At 74.0% G+C, this 3,249-nt stretch carries 3 protein-coding genes; all 3 read left to right on the top strand.

What is annotated here, in order from left to right:
- The first annotated feature begins 250 nt into the window (after positions 1–250).
- Positions 251–1,357, top strand: coding sequence for an MEDS domain-containing protein (locus H5J29_RS26540; protein WP_312858421.1), 1,107 nt, complete (start codon positions 251–253; stop codon positions 1,355–1,357).
- The gene (locus H5J29_RS35970) at positions 1,354–2,301 is read left to right on the top strand and encodes an ATP-binding protein (protein ID WP_181783738.1); all 948 of its coding nucleotides are present in this window, start codon (positions 1,354–1,356) and stop codon (positions 2,299–2,301) included. The genes H5J29_RS26540 and H5J29_RS35970 overlap by 4 nt, the downstream gene beginning before the upstream one ends.
- 316 nt (positions 2,302–2,617) lie before the next feature.
- On the top strand, positions 2,618–3,249 hold a 632-nt coding region (locus H5J29_RS36355), incomplete at its 3' end, for an AfsR/SARP family transcriptional regulator (RefSeq protein WP_181783737.1).

Here is a 3,249-nt window from a genome sequence, read left to right as displayed (position 1 = left end):
CCCGCGAGCCGCGCGGAGTCCGCGGAGGAGCTGGCCGAGGCACTGCGCAGGGCCTCGGCCGAACCCGGTCCGCACCTGGTGGTCGCGCCGGTGCCACCGTTGGTCCCCTGAGACCGACCGCTCGTCCCGCCGCTCGTCGCGACGGGTTCGCAGCTCGGCGGTCGTGCCCCGTTCGCGGGACGGGTGACCCCCGGTCGTGGCCGTAGGCTGGTGCTCGACCACGACGAGTAGAGGACCCGGAAACGGCGACGTGAACGTGCGATCGGCAGAGGACCTGCGCTCCGGCGATCACGCCTGCGCGGTGCCGGTCAGCGACGAGGGCCTCTGGGAGCTCACGGCGCGGTTCCTCGCGAGCGGGCTGGCCCGCAACGAGAAGGTCGTCTACTTCGACGACGGCACGGCCGAGCGCGTGCTGGACCGGCTCACCGAGGACCGGACCCCGGTGGCGAACCCGCTCCGCAGCGGGCAGCTGCAGGTCGTCTCGGCGGACGTGACGCGCGGGGCGTTCCGCTCTCCCGTCGGGGACGTCCGGTCCCTGCTGCACTCCTATGTGGACGGCTCGATCGCCCAGGGCTGGTCGGGGTTTCGGATGACCGGCCAGATGAGCTATGGGGCGTCGACCCCGGCGGGCATCCCGCTCACGGCCTACGACGCGGCGCTCGACGAGGTGGTGGCCGAGCGCAGGCTCACCGCGCTGTGCCTCTACGACCACGCCCACTACACGGACTCGCAGATCGAGCAGATGCGCGGCGTCCACCGGGACGAGCTGACCACCCCGGCCGCCTACGACGACGGGCTGCTGCGCATCACCCAGACCGGCGACACCTCCGTCCGGCTCGCCGGCGAGGCGGACCACAGCAACCGGCCGATGATCCACCGGATCATCGGCGAGACGCTGGACCGCGCGCTGCGCCGCGCGGACGAGGACACCGACATCGAGCTGAACCTGGCGTCGCTGCGGTTCCTCGACGTCGCGGGGGCCGTGGTGCTGGTGCACGCGGCCGAGGAGTTCCCCTCCAGCCACCGGCTGGTGCTCGCCGACGTCCGGCCCGCGGTGCTGCGCGTGCTGGACCGGTGCGGGGCGCCCTTCGCCGCGCAGCTGGTGGTCCGCGAGGCGCGGGTCGCGCCGCCCACCCCGAGCCGGCCGGTCGCCGCCGATCCGGAGTCCACCGCTCGGGAGGCCGGCGCGCGGGACCCCACCGCGCCGGACCCCACCGCGCCGGACCCCACCGCTCCGGACCCCACCGCTCCGGACCCCACCGCTCCGGAGGCCACTGCTGCGGGGTCCCCCGCCGCGGAGGACGAGGTTCGCGAGGGCGTCCCGGCAGAGGTCGCCGTGCCGGAGGTGGACGCGTGAAGGTCGAGTCCCGGGTTCCCGAGACCACCCGGCTGCGCCACGCCGTCCAGTTCCACGACGGGCCCGCCGACCAGCTCGAACGCGCCGTCGCCTTCGCGCGGGACACCGTGCGCCGCGGCGAGCGGCTCGCGCTCGCCGTGCCCGCGGAGATCGAGGAGGCCGTGTTCGCGGCGGTCGGGCACGCGGGTGTCGCCACGTTGGCCTCGCCGCGCGGGTCGAGCGGCGGGTCCGGCCAGACCACCGCGGCGCTGCGTGCCCGGGAGCTGCGTTCGCTGGTGCAGAGCGACGCGGGCGTCACGGTCCTGTCCGCGCACGACCCGGCGCTCGACGGCGTCGACGGCGGCTACTGGACCGAGCTGGACGCGGCGCTGAACGTGGCCCTCGGCGACCTGCCGGTCGACCTGGTCTGCCTGTTCCCGGGCTTCCCGCTGCACCTCGAGGTGCTCGACGGCGCCCGGGTCAACCACCCGTACGAGCTGGTCGACGGCGTGCTGCACGAGAACCCGCAGCACCGGTGCCCGCGCGAGGTGCTGCGCGACCGCGACCCCAGCGCGCCCCTGGTGCTCGGCCCACCGGACCTGACCCACCGCTACAACTCCTGGCAGCTGCACGAGGTCCGCGGCATGGTGGCGCGGCTCGCGCCCGCCCTCGGCTTCGACCCGGTCCGGTCGGAGGACCTGGTGCTCGCGGTGAACGAGGTGGCGACGAACGCCGTCGAGCACGGGTCGCCGCAGGCCGAGATCCAGCTGTGGGCCACCAGCGGCGGGCTGGTCTGCGAGGTGCACGACGTCGGGCACCTCACCGAGCCGCTGCCCGGCATGGTGGCGCCGCACCCGGCGGACCCGAGGGGCCGCGGAGTGTGGATCGCGCGCCAGCTGTGCGACCTGCTGCACGTGTGGCAGGACGGCGCGGGCACCCACGTGCGGCTGCACGCGACCCCCTGACGGTGATCGGGCACAGGGTGGTTTAAGATCGCTACGGATCGTCACCCAAACGGCTGTACCTGCGGCTTGTCATATAGGTACGTGCAGATCGTAACTGTGACGAAACAGCCTCTTGGCAATCGGCGTCGACCGGAGAACACTGTTCGACGGGCCGGGGCCCATGAGGCCGCCCACGGGTCAACAGCAGCGTTCCACCACATTTGGGATCACCATGTCTAACGGTCACCGCCGATCCTTCTCGGAGTGTCCGAGCCACCGCATCGCGGTACTCGGGTCCTTCGGTCTCACCTCCGACGGCACCACCGTGCCGTTGAGTGTGGACTCCCGCCGCGTCGTCGCGTACCTCGCCGTGCACCGACGTCCGCAGTCCCGTGTGGGGCTCGCCGCCGACCTGTGGCCCGGCGTGGCGCCCGAGGCCGCCGCCCGGCTGCTCGCCGAGGCCGTCTCCGGGATCGACGTCCCCGGCCTCCTGGCGGGCGACGCCGCCGACACCTCCGCCCCGCTGGCGCTCGCGGACGAGGTCGAGGTCGACCTGTCCGACGCGATGCTGCTGGTCCGGGCCTTCTCCGGCGGCGGCAGGCTGACCGAGCGCCCCGCCGTGGACCTGCTGTCCGAGGACATCCTGCCCTCGTGGACCTCGCCGTGGATCGCCGTCGAGCGCGAACGCTTCCGCCAGCTCCGGCTCGCCTCCCTCGAGGAGGTCTCCCTCAAGCTCAGCGCCTCCGGCCTCCACACGGACGCCGTCGAGATCGCCGAGATCGCCGTCGCCGCCGCCCCCAGCCGGGAGAGCGCGCGCCGCGCCCTGATCGAGGCCCTGCTCGCGAAGGGGGACGTCGTCGAGGCGGTCGCCCAGTACGACGCGTTCCAGGAGCTGCTCCGCACGTCGGTCGGCCCGCAGAGCGGTGGGCTGGAGGGGCTGTTCCCGCCCGCGGGCTCCTGGCCGATCCG

The sequence above is a fragment of the Pseudonocardia pini genome (assembly GCF_013870575.1).
GTDB lineage: Bacteria > Actinomycetota > Actinomycetes > Mycobacteriales > Pseudonocardiaceae > Pseudonocardia > Pseudonocardia pini.
This window is presented reverse-complemented; position numbering and strand designations above follow the sequence as displayed.